This window comes from Prosthecobacter sp., from assembly GCF_044222345.1.
Lineage (GTDB): Bacteria > Verrucomicrobiota > Verrucomicrobiia > Verrucomicrobiales > Verrucomicrobiaceae > Prosthecobacter.
Genome location: NZ_JBGANL010000050.1, coordinates 23,663 through 39,652, shown reverse-complemented (window position 1 = coordinate 39,652; position 15,990 = coordinate 23,663). Strand labels below are relative to the sequence as shown.

The following is a 15,990-nucleotide window of genomic DNA, read 5'->3' as shown; positions in this document are numbered from 1 at the left end:
GAAGTGGGGGGTGTGGCGGGGTGGCAGGCCAGAGCCGATTAAAAATCGGCGCTCCCAGTACGGAACGGGACTGGGGCATGCTTGGCCTTGCAAGTGGCGTGGGGTGGGGTAGCTGATTCGCTCCCCCTTCCCTCTTTTTCAAGCGCGCTTACCTTCGCGACGTTACCAAGACTTTTAATGCCCGGACGCTGTTTAGCGCGGCCTCGATGACCATCAACTGAGGGGAGCGGGTGGCGCTGGTGGGGCCGAATGGGTCGGGGAAATCGATGCTGTTTTCGCTGATTGAAGACGGATACGCCGGACTCCGGTGAGGTGATCCGGGATGAGTGGACGACGGTGGGATTCCTGCCGCAGGAAAGCGAGCCGGTGGGGGATGAGACGGTGCTGGAAGTGGCGACCGGGAAGGCGGGGGAAATTGAGGCGCTGGAGAAGGCGCTGAGCGCGTTTGAGGCGGCGGGGGATGTTTCGAGCCCGGAGTATTTCGAGGCGCATGCGAAGCATGATGCGCTGCAGGACCCGCAGACGGAGGCGAAGGCGAAGCGCATTCTGAAGGGACTGGGCTACAAGGAGGAGGATTTTTCCAGACCGGCGCGGGAATTCAGCGGTGGCTGGGTGATGCGTGCGCATATGACGCGGCTGCTGGTGATGGAACCGGATCTGCTGCTGCTGGATGAGCCGACGAACCACCTGGACCTGCTATCGCTGATGTGGTTCCGGAATTACCTGAAAAACTATCCGGGGCCGCTGCTGATCATCTCGTATGACCGTGACTTCATGGATGAGCTGGTGCAGCAGGTGTATGAGATCGAGGAGAGCAAGCTGCTTTCGTACCAGGGGAACTACAGTGACTACCCGAAGCAGCGGGAGGAGAACTACGAGCGGGCGATGCAGGCGTACAAGAACCAGCAGAAGGAGATCGAGCAGATCCAGGACTTTATTGACCGGTTCCGTCGCAGGAGGCCGAAGGCATCTCAGGCGCAGAGCCGTGAGAAGCAGCTGGCGAAGATGGAGAAGTTAAGGCCGCGTGTCGTTGCGAAAGTGGTTTCCGCTTGACCTTCGCAGCCGCAGCGGAGCGGTCAGCGGCTGATTGCGCTGACGGACATCCACCAGGCATATGGGACGAAGCAGGTGTACAAGGGCCTGGACCTGGAGGTGGAGCGCGGTGAGCGGACGGTGCTGGTGGGGCCGAACGGAGCGGGCAAGAGCACGCTGATCGAGATTCTGGCGGGCGACGTGCCGTTTCAGAAGGGTGAGCGGAGGCTGGGGACGAATGTGAAGCTGGGGTATTTCTCCCAGCACCGGGCGGACACTTTGGACCCGGACTGCAGTGTGCTGGAGGAGCTGAAGCGTGTGGCGCCGGAGCTGCGTGAGGATGAGGCGCGGAGCATCCTGGGATCGTTCCTGTTTAAGCGTGAGGATGTGCACAAGAAGTGCCGGGTGCTGAGCGGTGGTGAGAAGAGCCGGGTGAACTTGGTGAAGTTTCTGGTGGATCCGCCGAACCTGCTGCTGATGGACGAGCCGACGACGCATCTGGACATCTGGGCGATCGAGGGGCTGATCCTGGCGCTGCAGAAGTTTGAGGGGACGCTGGTGTTCATCAGCCATGACGTGCACTTTATCCGATCTCTGGCGACGAAGGTGCTGCACATTACCGAGGGGAAGGTGCAGGCGTACTCAGGGGACTATGACTACTACCTGCAGAAGACGGGGGCGGAGGAGAATGCGCGGGCGGCGGTGATTGCGGGGTAGCTAAGAATGACGAATGAGTAAGTCCGAATGACGGATGACTGAGCCGCCTGAAGGCGGCTGAGGTGGCCGCAAAGAGGCGCAAAAAAGATTCTATTCGACCGGAACCGCCTATAGGCGGGACTGCACGACGGGCGCTGGGTTTGGGAGGTCGTGGAGTAAGGGAGCGGCGGTGGGGATGAGGTGGCCGCAAGGAGGGGGAGCAAAAAAGGCGGGAACCGGATGAACTTCCTTTCTTTGGGGTGGGTAGGACGGCTGGTGTGGGAGGTGGCGGGGACGCTGACCGACAGGCAGCAACTGTGTCAGTTGGCAAGCTGGAATTTTGGATCGGCGATCAAGCGATTGAGGACGCAGAGCATTTTGCGCATGACTGCGGTGATGGCGACTTTGAAGGGCTTGCCGCGTTTGAGCAGCCCCTGATAAAAGGTTTTGAGGATGGGGTTGATGCTCACGCAACGCACTGCGGCCATGTAGAGAACTCGTCGCACCTTTTTGCGTCCGCCCTGGATGTGGCGCTGGCCGCGCATCGGCCCGCTGTCATAGGGATGCGGGGCGAGACCTGCGAGGGAGGCGATGCGCGAGTCGTCGAGGCTGCCGAGTTCGGGCAGCTCGGCCATCAGAGTGGCTGCGGCCACCTGGGCAATGCCGTTCATCTGCTGGAGCCGCGCGGCCTTCTCCCGTGCGTCCTGATGGTCCAGTGCGGTCTTGATGAGCTTGTCGAGCTGCGCGATCTGCCTGCTCAAAGCTTTAATCAGGACCTTGGCCTGCGTGATGATCTGCGGGTGGCTCAGCTGCAAAAGCTGGGTCTTCTGGATGGCGCGTGCGGTGACCAGCTGCTCGCGGCGGCCGACCAGGCTGGAGAGTTCGAGCTCCCAGTCAGGAGGCAGGGTGTCGGGCTGCGGCTTGAGCGCGGCACCGAAGGCGGCGAGCACGGCGGCGTCGATGGCATCGGTCTTCGCCAGCTTCATGCTGGCCTTGGCGAAGTGGCGCACGCGGGCGGAGTTGAGCTTGCTTACGGCTTTGCCTGCGCGCAGCAGGGCCAGCCAAAGGGCCTGCTCGTAGCCGCCGGTGGCCTCAAGGATGACGTGTTCGCCAGGCGGCAGCATGGCGATGAGCTTGCGGTGGCCGGCGGTGGTGTTGGCCAGCCTGAAGGCCTTCTTTTTGCTTGGAATGCCGTGGATGTCGAGCCATTCGGCGCAGACATCGACGCCAACATGGACAACCTCAGCAGCAGAGGTAGAATGGGTGTTCATGGATAGGATGAGTTTGAGTGTTCGACTTCTTCCTTGTGATGCGAGCTTCCGCTGCAGGCATGGCCTGTGGCAGGCTCAGTCAACTGTTCGAGTTCGAGCTTGTCCTGGCGTGTGAGCGACTGGCTGCCTGACGATCTCAAAGGATCAAGAGTGCCTCCGGTCTGTCCCACACGCGCTCAGGCTGGTTGGCCGTCACCACCCAGTCTGAGTTCCAAGCTTGAGTTCAATCTCAGCCCAGAATCAGGACAACTCCACTCATACAAGAGTGCCTGTCGTACTGGCTGGCTGCGGCGCAACTGGGCTACTTTGCGACTGGCTGCTTTATTTCGGCAGGGAGGGGATGAGGAGTTTGGCGCGGTCGGCGGCGTCGCGGTCTTTGGGGCGGAAGCGGAGGAGCTCGCGGGCGGCGGCGGGGGAGCCCTGCTGCTTGAGGGAGGCGAGGTAGTCGTCGAAGGACTGTTTTTCGAAGGGGGAGAGGGGGCGGGTGGAGGCGGTGGCGAGGAGCCAGCGGGCCCAGGTGTGGGCGGTTTCTTCGCCTTTGGCGGGGATTTTGGGGATGGCGGCGACGGCGGCTTCGTAGTCGTCCAGCGAGAGGTCTTCCATGTGGCCTGAGGGGCTGAGATGGAGGCGGGCGAGGCCTTCGGCGAGCTTGAGGAACCACTCGGGCAAGGTGGTGGCTTTGGGGGGCATGGCGGCGCTGAAGAAGCCGTGGCCGGAGACGCGGAAGAGGACGCTGCTGCCGTCATCTGAGACGCGGGCGACGACGATGCCTTCTTCGTCTGCGCTGCTGCGCGGGGTATCGCGGATGGCGGGGGTGAGGGGGTCCCCGGTGCGGAGCTGCCAGACGCGGAGCTCGCCTTCATCGGTGACGGTGACGAGGCGCTGATCGTCAGGGCTGAGGGCGAGCACCGGGACATAGGAATGGTGCTGCATGGTGACGATGTTCTGGCGGGTGGCGATGTCCCAGACGCGGACGGCGCGATCGCGACCGGAGGTGATGAGGAATTTTTCGTCCTGAGTGAGGGTGACGGCGCCGACGGCGGGGGGATGACGGAAGGGCTTGCCGATGGGCTTGAGGGTTTTGGCGTCGTAGATGAAGACGGTGCCGTCCGGGTCTGCGGCGGCGTACATGGACTTTTTGCGGTTGGTGCCGCCGGCTTTGGAGTAGCGGAGCTGATCGGGGGAATTGTCCGGGCCTTTGATGCGGGTGATCAGATTTTTGTCGAGGATGTCGACGAATTTGCGGCCGGACATGCGCTCGTGGACATCCCAGGCCTGGACGAAGGGAACGCCGCCGGGGGCGAGGACGAGGAGGGAGCCGTCGCGGGTGAATTTGGCGTCCTTGACGACGTGGTCGATGTGGGAGGAGAAGTGGGCACCGGTTTGGATGTCGAAGACGCTGACATCGCCATGCCTGGAGACGGTGGTGATGAGGCTGGTGTCCGTGGCGGGCATGGCTTTGATGATTTCGCCGTCATGCTTGCGGGTGGGGAAGCGGAGCTGGCCGTCGCTGAGATTCCAGATGTGGACGTAGCCGCCGCCGTCGCCGACGACGACGGACTGGCCATCGGCGCTGAAGGCGAGGGAGGTGACGGAGGAGGGGTGCATGAGGGGAGGGATGACCTCTCCGCCATTGCGGAAATTGCCGACGAAGACTTCGCCTTTGTTCATGCCGAGGGCGATGAGCTCGTGCACGGGCTCGATGGCGACGTGGAGGAGGCCTTTGTCCACCTCGATGGGATCGCCGACGGGCTGGCCGAGGCGGAGGTCCCAGGTGGTGGCGGCACCGTCGGGGCCGGAGGGGTCGATGAGACTGCCGCTGAAAATGGAGGCGGCGAAGACGCCGTCGTTGTCCACGGCGATCTCGCTGACGGCGCCTTTTTGCTTCATGACGACGGCGGGGGCCTGCGGCTGGCGGAGGTCCCAGAGGTGGATAGAACCCATGCCGGCGGCATCGGCTTCGCTGCCGGCGAGGAGCTTGGTGCCATTGCCAGAGAAGGCGATGCAGGTGACGAGAACGGGGAGGCGGGGCTGGAGGGTGCGACGCTTGCCGTCTTTGAGGGTCCAGAGCTCGACGTTGCCGTCATCACGAGCGACGATGACCTGCTGGCCGTCCGGGGTGACATCGAGGCAGGTGATCTCCATGCCGGGGGGGACGGGGTGATCGGTGCGCTCCCCGGTTTTCATGTCCCAGATGGAGATGATCTCGCGGCGGGGGGCAGTGACGGGGGGCTGGCCGGGGACGGCTTTGGGCTTGATGAAGGAGGCGGCGACGACTTTGTTTGTCTCACGACTGACGGCGACCTTGGCGGCCTCCACGGTGCCTTCGGGGAGCGCGAGCGGTGCGGTGTCCGGACGAATGAGGTGCACGTTGGCCAGGAGCGAGAGGAGATTGGTGGAGGAGAGTTCGTTCGTGGGATCGGTGCGCAGCGAGCGCGTGAGATAGGCGACGGCCTCGTTGTACTGACCGCGCTCGTTGAACTGACGGGCCATCTGCTCGTCGGAACGGCTGAAGGATTTTTTGAGGTTTTCGCGACCGAGTTCGGCTTCGATGCGGTTGCGCTCCGCCTTGAAGTACATCGCGGTGCTGGTGATGCCGCCGATGAGGACTGCGAGGGAGATGGCGATGGCGGCGGCGACGCCGACACGATGACGGCGGACGAACTTGGTGATGAGGTAGCTTCTGCTGGGCGGACGTGCGGTGATGGGCTGGAAGCTGAGGTAGCGGGTGATGTCGTCTGCGAGATCGTCGGCGCTGCCGTAGCGGCGGTTGGGGTCGCGCTCGAGGGCCTTGAGGGCGATCCAGTCGAGGTCTCCCTGGACGGAGGGCTCGATGGAGGAGGGCTTGGGGGGATCTTTTTCGGCGAGATCGCGCAGCAGGACGTGGATGGGCTTGGCGGCGATGTCTGAAGGGGTGATGAGAGCGCGGCCGCAAACGAGTTCAAAGAAGACGCCGCCGAGGGCATAGACATCTGAGCGGGTATCGACATGGGAACTGCCGTTTTCGATCTGCTCCGGGCTGATGTAGCCGGGGGTGCCGACGAGCTGATCGACGCCGGTGGCGATGGTGTGGCCGGAGCCTTCGCCTTCGAGGACCTTGGCGATGCCGAAGTCGATGACCTTGGGGACGGCCTTGCCGGCTTCGTCCATGACCATGATGTTGCCGGGCTTGATGTCGCGGTGGATGATGCCCTTCTGGTGGGCGTGATTGACGGCGCGGCAGACGGGGATGAAGAGGGCGAGGCGCTGGCGGAGATCGAGGTCGTTTTGCTTGCAGTAGCTGGTGATGGAGCGGCCTTTGACCATCTCCATGACGAAGAAGGGCGCGCCGATGTCCGTTTCGCCGGCATCGAGAATGCGGGCGATGTTGGGATGCTCCATGATGGCGAGCGTGCGCTGCTCGATGGCGAAGCGGCCGAGGATGTCTGAGGAGGTGACGCCGGCCTTGACGATCTTGATGGCGACGATGCGGTGGATGGGCTTCACCTGCTCGGCGCGATAAACGACGCCGAAGCCGCCTTCGCCCAGTTTGTCGAGGAGGCGGTAGCGATCGCCGATCCAGCCGTCGTTGCCGGTGAGGGACTCCATGTGGGAGCGCGGTCTGGAGGTGCTGCCCATGGAGGCCATGGAACCGGCGGTGGCGGCAGGGAGGCCGCCGTGGCTGGGCATGGTGGACGCGCCTGGAAGCGTGGCGGCACCGGGCAGCGTACCCGGCTTGCCGGTGTGAATGGCAATCGTCTGGTCCTCGGGGCCGAGCGTGATGTTGCCGGTGTCCAGAGGGGGTGAAAACTTTGGATTCGATCCGCTCCCCATGGTGGCCGCAGGCAGGCTGCGGCTGGGATTGGGGATGGCGATGGTCTGGTCCTCGGGGCCCAGGGTTATATTGCCGGTGGGAGGCTCGGGAGCGTGAGGCTTGGGCGTGACCGGCGGGGTCACTGGCTTGAGATTGGGGATCGCGATGGTCACGTCCTCCGGACCGAGAGTGATCATTCCTGTCGGTGCCTCAGCGGGGGGCATGAACTTGGCATCCTCGTTTGAGGAAGAGGGGGGAGCAGGCTGGGCCGGATCAGGGTTCACGGGGTGGAGAGGAAATACGGAGGTACTGTTTCAGAGAACGACGATACGGGCAAGCCTTGTGATACCAGCAAGGCAGAAAACTAAAACAGTTATTCTCACTTGAACTGCCGCAGGCGCAGGCTGTTGAGAATCACTGACACGCTGCTCAAGGACATGGCGACACTGGCGATCATGGGATTGAGCAGCCAGCCGGTGAAGGGATAGAGAATGCCGGCGGCGAGGGGGATGCCGAGGCCGTTGTATAAAAAAGCGAACAGCAGATTCTGACGGATGATCTTCATCGTGGCGCGGCTGAGGGCGAAGGCCTGATGGAGGGCGCGGAGGTCTCCCTTCACGAGGGTGACGGCGGCGCTTTGAATGGCGACTTCGGTGCCGGAGCCCATGGCAATGCCGACATCGGCGGCGGCAAGTGCGGGAGCGTCATTGATGCCGTCTCCGGCGAAGGCGACGTGGCGGTCTTTGCCGCGTGCCTGATAGACGTGAAGGAGTTTCTCCTTGGGCGAGACTTCGGCGGCGACTTCGTCGATGCTGAGATCTTTGGCGACGCGCTGCGCGGTGGCGAGCGCGTCTCCGGTGATCATCTGGAGCTTCAGACCGAGCGCGTGCAACACTGCAATGGCCGCTGGCGCGGACTCTTTGATTTTGTCTTTGATGGCGATGAGTCCGAGGGGCTTGTCGTTGAGCACCACGACGACGACGGTGCAGCCTTCCTCCTGCATTTTGACCGAGTGAGCGTGGCATTCGGCGGTGATGACGACGCCGTTCTTTTTCAAGAAGGCCTCGTGGCCGATGAAGACTTCGTTTTCACCGACTTTTCCAAGCACGCCGCCGCCGGTGACTGACTGGAAATCGGTGACGGCGGCGATGGGGATGCTGCGCTCTTTGGCGGCGTTTACAATCGCTGTGGCAAGGGGGTGCTCGCTCATGGATTCGACGGCGGCGGCGCAGGCGAGGAGATCGTGGGCGGAGAAGCCGGGGAGTGGGAAGACTTCGGTGACGGACGGTTTGCCCTCGGTGAGGGTACCGGTTTTGTCGAGCATGACGATGTCGATGGCGTGCAGGCGTTCGAGGGTTTCGGCGTTTTTGATGAGGACGCCGAGCTGAGCGCCGCGACCGAGGCCGACGGTGACGGCCATGGGCGTGGCGAGACCGAGTGCGCAGGGGCAGGCGATGATGAGGACCGCGACGGCATTGACGACGGCAAAGGCGAAGGAGGGCTGAGGACCGAACTGCCACCAGAGCAGGAAAGTGAGGACGGCGACGCCGACGACGGCGGGCACGAACCAGGCAGAGACGCGATCTGCCAGGCGCTGCACTGGGGCGCGGCTGGCCTGGGCCTTGGCGGTCATTTCCACGATCTGACTGAGCATGGTATTCGCGCCGACGCGGTCGGCACGCATGAGGAAGGTGCCGCTGCCATTCACGGTGCCGCCGGTGACTGATGCGCCGGCTTCTTTTTTCTGCGGCATGGATTCGCCGGTGAGCATGGACTCATCCACGGTGGAGCTGCCTTCGGTGAGGATGCCATCCACGGGGATGCGTGAGCCGGGTTTGAGACGGAGGATGTCGCCGATTTGGATTTCATCGACGGGGGTTTCGATTTCCTGGCCATCGCGAATGAGCAGCGCGGTTTTGGGCGCGAGATTCATCAAGGCGCGAATGGCGGAGCCGGTGGCGCTGCGGGCGCGGAGCTCGAGGAGCTGGCCGATCAGCACGAGGACGGTGATGACGGCGGCGCTTTCAAAGTAGAGCACCATGCCGCCGTGGGTAGCAGCGTGAGGAAGCATGTTCGGAGCCGCAAGTGCGACGGTGCTGTAGAGCCATGCGGCGAGGACGCCGAGGCCGATGAGCGTGAACATGTTGAAGCGCAGGGTGCGCAGTGAACTGGCAAAACGCACGAGCAGAGGCCAGCCGACCCAGAAGACGACGGGAGTGGCCCAGACGAACTGCATCCAACCGGAGGCTTCGTGGGGGATGTCGCGGATGAGCGGCAGGTCCATGCCCATGGCAAGGAGGACCACCGGGGCGGTCATGGCGGCGCTCCAGCGGACGCGCCGCCAGAGATCGTTGACTTCATCGTCACCGCCGTCGCCGCAGCATTCGGGCTCGTTGCGTTGGGCGAGCGGATTTTTTTCCAGAGCCATGCCACAGATCGGGCAGGCGCCAGGCTTGTCGGAACGGACGCCTTCGCACATCGGGCAGATGTAGGCGGCGGGTGGCAGGCTTTCCTTCACAGCGACGGCAGGCGGCGCCGCGTGCGAGGAGCAGTGCGGGCAGGGTGTAGGTGCGTTGGGAAGCATCGCAGTGACAAGGTAGCCCCACAAACAACGCCATCGCCAGACTATTCTTGGCGAAAGGTGTGCCATGGCCCGGCAACGAGGGCTGGGCGACAGGTCCTTTTGAAGACTGTGAGCCGCCCCTCACCCCACCCCTCTCCCCGAAGGACATTTTGTAGCAGGTCTGCCAGGGGCGGGGAGAGGGAGCCGCTGTTTGGCGACGCTGGAATTTTTTCGTCCCAGCGCTGTCTCTTGCCGCTGCGTTTCGCATCACTCCGAGCGCTCCACTAGCGCAGCGTCCTTTTCCATCCCGCGGGCATCGTGCTGGCGAGGGCTGCAAGGACGGCGCACCTTTTGGATCGCCTGCGAGTGGAGCAGACCCGAAAAGTGGGACGCGCGCAACGCGTCCCTACCAGCCCTGGAGCAGTTCGGAAAACCCGTTTTGCAAAACGCCGAATGGGTGGAGGAGCGTGGGCCGCGGTGGACGGGCTTTCGACACGCGACTGCATGAGGACATACGAACGCGCTGGTGGTCGGATGGTTTGGCGAAGAGGCGATGGAGCACGGGACTGACCTGGACGCCAAACACATCCAACCTACGAGGTGAGCGTCAGCCTTTGGTGATGCACTCGTCGAGATTGAGGATGGTGCTGGCGACGGCGTACCAAGCGGCGAATTCGGCGGGGGGGAGAGTTTTGGGCAGTTCCACGCCGGCGCTGAGTTCCTGGGTGGCTTTGGGGTCGGCTTTGGCGGATGCGAACTGGGTTTCCCAGAGGACTTTGAGGACGCTGAGTTCCCGAGGTTTCGGTGCGCGCGCGAGAGCGAGGCGGAAGGCGTGCTGGAGGCGGGAGTCGAGGTCGGTGGCGGGCGATTCGGCGACGATGCGTTTGGCGAAGGCCCGGGTGGCCTCCACGTAAACGGGATCGTTGAGCAGGGTGAGGGCTTGGAGCGGGGTGTTGCTGCGGGAGCGGCGCACGACGCAGGCCATGCGGGCGCTGGCGTCAAAATTCATGAAGCTGGGATAGGGCGAGCCGCGCTTGAGGACGACATAGAGGCCACGGCGGTACTGCTCGGCTCCGGGACTGACGACGTAGTTGTACTGCTGGCCGCCGACTTTCTTCCAGAGGCCCTCGGGCTGGGGTGGGCGAATGGGCGTGCCGCCCTGCTTGAGATTGAGGAGGCCGGAGACGGCGAGGGCGTTGTCACGGATGGCTTCGGCATCGAGGCGGAAGCGAGGCGAGTGCCAGAGGAGGGTGTTTTGGGGATCGAGAGAGATGGCGGGGTTGAGAGAGGGAGGATTTATGATTTTTGATTTATGATTTATGATTTCCTGAGAGGGCGGCTGCGTGGCCAAGGCGTGGATGGAGCTGCTTTGCTGGTAGGTGGCGCTGAGGACGATTTTCTTGAGGAGGTGCTTCATGTCCCAGTGGTGGTCGATGAACTCGGTGGCGAGCCAGTCGAGGAGTTCGGGATGGGAAGGAGGCGCGCCTTTGATGCCGAAGTCTTCGAGGGAGGAGACGATCCCCTGCCCCATCAGCTCGGCCCACCAGCGGTTGACGGTGACGCGGGCGACGAGGGGGTTGTCGCGACTGACGAGCCATCTGGCGAGAGTGATGCGATTCGGCGGGCCCTTGAGTGAGGTGTTGAAGACAGCGGGGACTGCGGCGGTGACGGGGTCGGCGGGATCAGTGTAAACACCGCGTTTGAAAATGGCGCTCATGCGCGGCTGGGGCAGCTCGCGCATGACCTCGGTGGTGGTGGGGGCGAGGGCGGTGATCTGCTTTTGCAGGGCGGCCTTCTGCTTTTCGAGCGTGGCGAGTCCGGGGTCTTTGGAAAGCGGTGCGGGTGAGGCTTTGCCTTTGCGCCCCGTTTGAGCGACGGGCGCGGGATCCGCCACTTCGGGGAGGCAGGCGGCGACACTGCCGGCGATGCTGGAGATGCGCAGGCAGCCGATGACGAGGCCGTTGCCGAAATTCTGGGCCATGCGGATGCTGAGCTTGGTGCCGGGAGAGATGGTCATGGGCTGCTGGAGTTCAAAGGCGGCCCAGTGAGGTTCGTGGAAGCGCTGGCCGATGGCCCAGGCGGATTTGCCGGTCTTGGTGACGAGGCTGGTGACATCGTAACCTTTCTGCGAGTAGTCGGCGTAGGCGGTCTTGAAGGTCAGCGGCTGCGTTTTGCCATCGGGCGTGGTGAGGGTGCAGTCGAAGGAGTGGAGGACGAAATTGGGGCGATTGACTCCTCCCCTTCCCGGCCCATCGCCGGGGATGGAGGTGTGGGTGAGGGCTTCAAGCATGAGGCCGCTGAGCTCACCAGCACTGAGGTCGGTCTCGAAGATGTAGGTGTCTTTGTCGGGGACGGGGCCGGTGAGAAGAACGCTGCCGTCGGGCTGGAGTTCGGACTCGGCATCGCTCTCGGTGATGAAGGCGGTGGGCCTGAGGGATTTGAGGGCGTTTGAGGAGACGCTGTTGCCGGAGGGTTTGCCGGTGGCCTGCTTTTGATAAGCGGCGATCTGAGCATTCAGCGTCTGCATCTGGGCGGCGAGCTGCTGGCGCTGTGCCTCGCCACTGGGGTCGCTGATTTTAAAGGGCGAGCCTTGGAACTGAATGGAGCCGGGGGTGGTGGGACTGGTGCGCTCTGCTTCTTTCTCGGTGTTGTTGTAGTAGGCGAGGAGTGAGTAGTAGTCGCGCTGGCTGAAGGGATCGTATTTGTGATTGTGGCACTGGGCGCATTCGAGCGTGGTACCGAGCCAGACGGCCCCGGTGGTGTTGACGCGGTCAATGACCTGATTGATGCGGCTTTCTTCGGGCTCGGTACCGGCTTCGACATTGGTGGGGGTGCAGCGGTGGAAGCCGGTGGCGATGATTTGATCGGGCGTGGCGTTGGGCAGCAAGTCGCCGGCAATTTGTTCGAGGGTGAACTGATCGAAGGGCATGTTGGCATTGAGCGCGTTCACCACCCAGTCGCGCCAGGCCCAGACTTCGCGGAGGTCATCGCGCTGGAAGCCGTGGGAGTCGGCGTAGCGGGCGAGATCGAGCCAGGGGCGAGCCCAGCGGACGCCGAACTGGTTCGAGGCGAGGAGGCGATCCACGAGCTTTTCCAATGACGAATGCTGAATGACGAATGACGAACCGGAGCGGCATTCGTTGACGAAGGAATCGACTTCGGCGGGGGTGGGAGGGAGGCCGGTGAGGTCGAGGGAGAGGCGGCGGATGAGGATTTCAGGGGGGGCGGCGGGAGAGGGGGCGAGGTTGCAGGCTTCGAGTTTGGCGAGGATGAAGCGGTCTATTTCGTTTTGCGGCCATGCCTGGTTTTTGACGGTGGGAAGAGCGGGGCGCTGGGGCGGGATGTAGCTCCAGTGCTGGCGGGTTTCGAGTTTAGCGGGCCAGCGGGCTCCGGCTTTGATCCAATCGCGGAGATGGTCGATTTCGGCGGCGGTGAGGCGGTCGCCGCGTTTGGGCATGGCGTCCTTGTCTTCCTTGGGCAGGGCGATGCGGCGGAGGATGTCGGGGCCGATTTTGAGGTGTTGCGGAGAGGCGGTGTCGAGGCGGAGGTCGGCCTTGTGTTTTTCGGGGCCGTGGCATTCGAAGCAGGCACGCTGGAGGACGGGGTAGACATCGCGGGCGAAGTCGGTGCCTGCGGCGTGGGCAGTGACTGTGATGAGCAGCGTGATGAAAACGAGGCGGAGCATGCTGGTGTATGAACGAGACGAGGCGGGCGGACTTTCGGGATCTGGAGGGGCGGGAGCAGAGATGCAGAGGGAGCCGAGGATGAATTCCACCTCTGCATGCCGGCCCAAGCGGACATGAGTTTTCCCGAGAGAAAAACTCATGGCGCATGGGAACGGTGCGCTGAGTGGCCAAAGTGCATGAACGGTCCAAATAAGCGCCATTCTGGACTGTCATGGTGAGAGCTGGCGTGAAGTGGCAAAAATGTCTCACTGAAGAGACAGGACGTGCCTTTTTTGGCACACCTTGAGGACGGGAGGCGGCATGGGAGATTCTCACATATCATTGAATTTCAATGACATAAATAGATTTATGAGCGTCTGGCACAGGTGATGCAGGAGTATGAAGCGGAAAAAATCTTCCGACCAAAAACTCAAACCAAACCACTCAAGCTATGAAACTCATCCGAACCAACCCCTTCAGCCTCAACCGCGTCTCCGACTTCGATGAATGGTTCCGCCATCCACTGGCCGGACTGCCATCCTTGAGCAGCTTCATCAACAACCTCGGCGAGGTTTTCCCCGGTGTGACCGGTGACAAGCTGGCCGTGGATGTGCATGAAGACAAAGACAACTACTTCGCCAGCTTTGAAGTGCCGGGCGTGAAGAAAGAGGATGTCAAAATCGAACTGAACAACGGCATGCTGACCGTCTCTGCTGAAAAGCGTGAGAAGGACGGCGAGAAGGAAAGTTCCTACAGCCTCACCCGCTCGGTGTCCGTGCCAGAAATCGTCAACGCTGAAGCCATCGTCGCGAAGCTGGAAGACGGCATCCTGACGGTGACGCTGCCGAAGCAGGAACGCAGCAAGCCGCGCACCATCACCCTGAACTGATCTGATCAACCCCCATCCAAAAATCCATTCTTAACAAATCATGAACACTACCTGCTCCCCCCGCTCCAACGCTCCGGCCACCTCCGGCGTCACTGAATCCCTGCGCAAGCCGCTCTACAACGTCAATGGCAACGCCGAAGCGTTTGAAATACGCGTCGAACTGCCCGGCGTGCCGAAGAGCAACGTGAAGCTGGACCTTGAGGAAAACATCCTCACGGTGCGCGGCGAACGCAGCACGACCGTGCCGGAAGGCATGAAGGCGCTTCATCGCGAGCTGTCGCCGCTCAGCTACCTGCTCCGACTGCGTCTCAACGCACCCGTGAGCGAGGACCAGATGACGGCGAAGCTGGAAGACGGCGTGCTGACGCTGCGCCTGCCGCTCAAGGAAGTGGCGAAGCCGCGCCAGATTCCGGTGCTGTAACTGATCTGTGTGTGCCCCCCTGCGCCGCCCTCATCGCTCAAAGACGCGATGGGGGCGGCTGTTTTTTATCTTCCAGCGCGGCATGATCTCGGCTAGTAGCAGGGATGGAACCCGCCGCGCTTTCTACGAAGACTGACTCCCCGCCCACACTGCAGCAAACCATCGGTGGCTGGCAGGTGATGTTTTATGGGCTGGGGTCCATGCTGGGGGCGGGCATTTATGCGCTGATCGGACGAGCGGCGGACTCGCTGGGGAATGCGGTGTGGCTGGCGTTTTTGGCGGCAATGATCGCCGCGATGCTCACGGGGCTGTCTTATGCGTGTGTGGGCAGCCGTTATGCAAGAGCCGGGGGAGCGTCCTATGTGACGCAGCATGGCCTGCGCAAACCGCTGCTGAGCTACGTGGTGGGCATTGCGGTGATGATGAGCGGGCTCACCAGCATGGCGACTGGATCGCAGGCGATTGCGGAGCAGCTGGAGAAGGCATTTGGGTTTGCGCTGGACATCAAGCTGGTGGCCATCGGGATCGTGTTTCTGGTGGGGTGTGTGATTTACCGCGGCCTGCGTGAGAGCATGTGGCTGAATGTGCTCTGCACGGTGGTGGAAGCTTCGGGCCTGCTGTTTATCATCGCCGTGGGTGCCCGATACTGGGGCGGCGTGAACTATCTGGAAACGGCCAAAGACACGGTGGCTGGCGGGGCAGGCTCCGGCATCACGCTGGCGCTGGTGATGCAGGGGGCGGTGCTGACGTTTTTCTCCTTCATCGGCTTTGAGGACATTCTGAATGTGAGCGAGGAGGTCAAAAATCCGCGGAAGAACGTGCCGTTTGGCCTGATCGGCGCGATGATTTTGGCGACGCTCATTTACATGGCGGTGGCGATCACGGCGGTTTCGGTGGTGCCATGGCGTGAACTGGCCGCAAGCAAAACGCCGCTGATGGATGTGGCGCATCGGGCCGCGCCCTGGCTGGGAGGCATCGACAAGCTGTACCTGGGCATCACGATTTTCGCGATCGGCAACACGGCGCTGCTGAACTACATCATGGGTTCGCGCCTGCTTTATGGCATGAGTCGGCAGGGGCTGCTGCCTGCGGTGCTGGGGCGCGTCCATCCGAAGCGGCACACGCCGCATGTGGCGGTGTTTGTGCTCTTTGGCATCGTGTCTGTGCTGATCCTGAGCGGCGGTGTGAAACAAATGGCCGAATCCACGGTGCTGCTGCTGCTGGCGGTCTTTACCGTGGTGAACATCGCGCTGGTGGTGCTGAAGCGCCGCCCGGGAGAACCCAAGGGGGGATTTGAGCCACCCATGTTCGTGCCGGTGCTCGGTGCGCTGACCTGTGCCTCGCTGATCTTCACCCGAATTCACAGCGCGATCACAAGTCCTGACGCCTCCATGCACATCGCGCCGCTGATCGCGGGAGGGATCATAGTGATCAGCGTGGTGCTGTACGCGGTGCTGAAGCCGAAGAATCCGGTGGTGCAGGAAGATTGAGGGCGAGAGGGAGGTCTCGCGGCAAGCGTGTGGCGGGGCTCTTGGTGGACGCGGGGTGTGGCGGAGCGATGGCTTTGCTTCCCGGCGTTGCTGCGAAAACCCAGGGCGGCCTCGCTTAGGCTCGGCGGCCCTGGGCTGCATTACACAGCCCCTTCAGGGCTGAAGGCGGG

At 62.7% G+C, this 15,990-nt stretch carries 10 protein-coding genes; 6 read left to right on the top strand and 4 right to left on the bottom strand.

What is annotated here, in order from left to right:
• Positions 1–230: 230 nt before the first annotated feature.
• From ACILSL_RS21315 to ACILSL_RS21305, 3 genes are all read left to right on the top strand, one after another.
• On the top strand, positions 231–311 hold the full coding sequence (locus ACILSL_RS21315; protein WP_395734085.1) for a hypothetical protein: 81 nt from the start codon (positions 231–233) through the stop codon (positions 309–311).
• Positions 283–1,053 (top strand): ATP-binding cassette domain-containing protein, encoded by a 771-nt coding sequence (locus ACILSL_RS21310; protein ID WP_395734084.1) that lies wholly within the window; start codon positions 283–285, stop codon positions 1,051–1,053. The genes ACILSL_RS21315 and ACILSL_RS21310 overlap by 29 nt, the downstream gene beginning before the upstream one ends.
• Positions 1,054–1,128: 75 nt before the next feature.
• Positions 1,129–1,749, top strand: coding sequence for an ATP-binding cassette domain-containing protein (locus ACILSL_RS21305; protein ID WP_395734083.1), 621 nt, complete (start codon positions 1,129–1,131; stop codon positions 1,747–1,749).
• A gap of 299 nt (positions 1,750–2,048) precedes the next feature.
• On the opposite strand, the gene ACILSL_RS21300 is transcribed toward ACILSL_RS21305, so the two are convergent.
• From ACILSL_RS21300 to ACILSL_RS21285, 4 genes are all read right to left on the bottom strand, one after another.
• On the bottom strand, positions 2,049–2,999 hold the full coding sequence (locus ACILSL_RS21300) for an IS110 family transposase (RefSeq protein ID WP_395730227.1): 951 nt from the start codon (positions 2,997–2,999) through the stop codon (positions 2,049–2,051).
• Between the two features lie 321 nt (positions 3,000–3,320).
• A complete protein-coding gene (locus ACILSL_RS21295; protein ID WP_395734082.1) occupies positions 3,321–7,016 on the bottom strand; it encodes a protein kinase domain-containing protein in 3,696 nt (1,231 codons plus the stop codon).
• Positions 7,017–7,171: 155 nt separating this feature from the next.
• Positions 7,172–9,376 (bottom strand): copper-transporting P-type ATPase, encoded by a 2,205-nt coding sequence (locus tag ACILSL_RS21290; RefSeq protein ID WP_395734081.1) that lies wholly within the window; start codon positions 9,374–9,376, stop codon positions 7,172–7,174.
• A gap of 586 nt (positions 9,377–9,962) precedes the next feature.
• Positions 9,963–13,181 (bottom strand): DUF1553 domain-containing protein, encoded by a 3,219-nt coding sequence (locus ACILSL_RS21285; protein WP_395734080.1) that lies wholly within the window; start codon positions 13,179–13,181, stop codon positions 9,963–9,965.
• A gap of 290 nt (positions 13,182–13,471) precedes the next feature.
• Here ACILSL_RS21285 and ACILSL_RS21280 point away from each other — a divergent pair, with 290 nt between their 5' ends.
• The 3 genes from ACILSL_RS21280 (at position 13,472) to ACILSL_RS21270 (ending at position 15,820) form a co-directional block, all read left to right on the top strand.
• Positions 13,472–13,909 carry an Hsp20/alpha crystallin family protein gene (locus tag ACILSL_RS21280; protein WP_395734079.1) on the top strand — a complete coding sequence of 146 codons (438 nt, stop codon included), beginning with the start codon at positions 13,472–13,474 and terminating at the stop codon, positions 13,907–13,909.
• Between the two features lie 40 nt (positions 13,910–13,949).
• Positions 13,950–14,330, top strand: coding sequence for an Hsp20/alpha crystallin family protein (locus ACILSL_RS21275; RefSeq protein ID WP_395734078.1), 381 nt, complete (start codon positions 13,950–13,952; stop codon positions 14,328–14,330).
• 104 nt (positions 14,331–14,434) lie between these two features.
• Positions 14,435–15,820 carry an APC family permease gene (locus ACILSL_RS21270; RefSeq protein WP_395734077.1) on the top strand — a complete coding sequence of 462 codons (1,386 nt, stop codon included), beginning with the start codon at positions 14,435–14,437 and terminating at the stop codon, positions 15,818–15,820.
• Positions 15,821–15,990: the final 170 nt, after the last annotated feature.

What these genes read in the sequence shown, in the direction of transcription:
- ACILSL_RS21290 (WP_395734081.1), bottom strand. Translation starts at nt 9,376, where the DNA reads ATGCTTCCCAACGCACCTACACCCTGCCCGCACTGCTCCTCGCACGCG.
- ACILSL_RS21270 (WP_395734077.1), top strand. Translation starts at nt 14,435, where the DNA reads ATGGAACCCGCCGCGCTTTCTACGAAGACTGACTCCCCGCCCACACTG.
- ACILSL_RS21275 (WP_395734078.1), top strand. Translation starts at nt 13,950, where the DNA reads ATGAACACTACCTGCTCCCCCCGCTCCAACGCTCCGGCCACCTCCGGC.
- ACILSL_RS21300 (WP_395730227.1), bottom strand. Translation starts at nt 2,999, where the DNA reads ATGAACACCCATTCTACCTCTGCTGCTGAGGTTGTCCATGTTGGCGTC.
- ACILSL_RS21285 (WP_395734080.1), bottom strand. Translation starts at nt 13,181, where the DNA reads ATGAGTTTTTCTCTCGGGAAAACTCATGTCCGCTTGGGCCGGCATGCA.
- ACILSL_RS21295 (WP_395734082.1), bottom strand. Translation starts at nt 7,016, where the DNA reads ATGCCCCCCGCTGAGGCACCGACAGGAATGATCACTCTCGGTCCGGAG.
- ACILSL_RS21280 (WP_395734079.1), top strand. Translation starts at nt 13,472, where the DNA reads ATGAAACTCATCCGAACCAACCCCTTCAGCCTCAACCGCGTCTCCGAC.